This is a genomic window from Mesorhizobium sp. WSM4813, from assembly GCF_055811555.1.
Map to the genome: position 1 here is coordinate 1 of NZ_JBVVQU010000136.1, position 1300 is coordinate 1300.

1 pseudogene is annotated in these 1300 nt (G+C 60.8%); it reads left to right on the plus strand.

Features of this window, described 5'->3' with window-relative positions:
* Positions 1 to 76: 76 nt before the first annotated feature.
* A pseudogene (locus AC0L25_RS32355) lies at positions 77 to 1266 on the plus strand (IS481 family transposase).
* The last annotated feature ends 34 nt before the right edge of the window (positions 1267 to 1300 follow it).

Genomic DNA, 1300 nt, shown 5'->3' on the forward strand with positions numbered 1-1300 from the left:
TGCCCGACCTGAGACATAGGTGACGTTTTGTACCGGACACATAGGTAACACTTTTGGCTTTTGGCCGGAGGTGTTGATGCCGTGGAGAGAGTGTTCGGTGATGGATGAACGTCTTCGTTTCGTGGCTCGTCTTCTCGACGGGGAAGGCATGAGCGAGGTGTGCCGGGAGTTCGGGATTTCCCGCAAGACCGGCTACAAGATCTTCAATCGTTACAAGGACGAGGGGCTGGAGGCGCTCTGCGACCGCTCACGGCGGCCGGTGCGTTACGCCAACCAGTTGCCCGAGCAGATCGAGCGGCTGATCGTCGGGACCAAGCGCGAGAAGCCGCACTGGGGCGCTAGGAAGATACGCGAACTGCTGGTGCGCAAGCTGGCCGGCGATGTCCGGATACCGGCAAGGAGCACTGTCCATGCGGTGCTCGACCGCCACGGCCTTGTGAGCCAGGCCCGCAAGAGGAACCGGGCGAACAAGGCCGTGGGCACGCCGCTTTCGCAAGCCGCCGCGCCCAATGATCTGTGGTGCACGGACTTCAAGGGCGAGTTCAGGCTCGGCGACGGTCGCTACTGTTACCCCCTGACGGTCACCGACCAGGTCTCACGCTATGTGCTGGCCTGCGAAGCCCTTGAATCGACGAAGGAAGAGCCGGTCATCGAAACCTTTGTCCGCCTCTTCAAGGAATGTGGACTGCCGCTCGCCATCCGAAGCGACAACGGGCTGCCCTTCGCCTCGCCCAACGGGCTCTATAACCTCTCGAAGCTGTCGGTGTTCTGGCTGAGGCTCGGGATTGCGGTTGAACGCATCCAACCGGGCAACCCGCAGCAGAACGGCCGCCACGAGCGCTGCATCTGACCCTCAAGAAGGAGACGACGAGGCCGCCCGGCATGAACATCCTGCAGCAGCAGGCGAGATTCGACGCTTTCGTCAGCGAGTTCAACGAAGAGCGCCCTCACGAGGCGCTCGCCATGCGCACCCCGGGCGAGCTCTACACGGCTTCCTCAGGAGCCTATCAGGGTCTGCCGGAGCTGGAATATCCCTTCCACGACCGCGACATCCTCGTCACCGCCTGCGGCCGCATCTGTATGCATAGGAAGAAGATCAACGTCTCGACCGTGCTCGCCGGTCAGAGGCTCGGAATCAAGGAAGTCGACGATGGCATTTGGCTGTTGAGCTTCATGCACTATGATCTGGGATATATCGACCTTGAACAGAGGACCTTGCAGACCATCGACAACCCGTTCGGCACGGGGTTGTCACCCATGTCTTAGGTACATTCTGTTACCTATGTCTCCGGGCTGGACA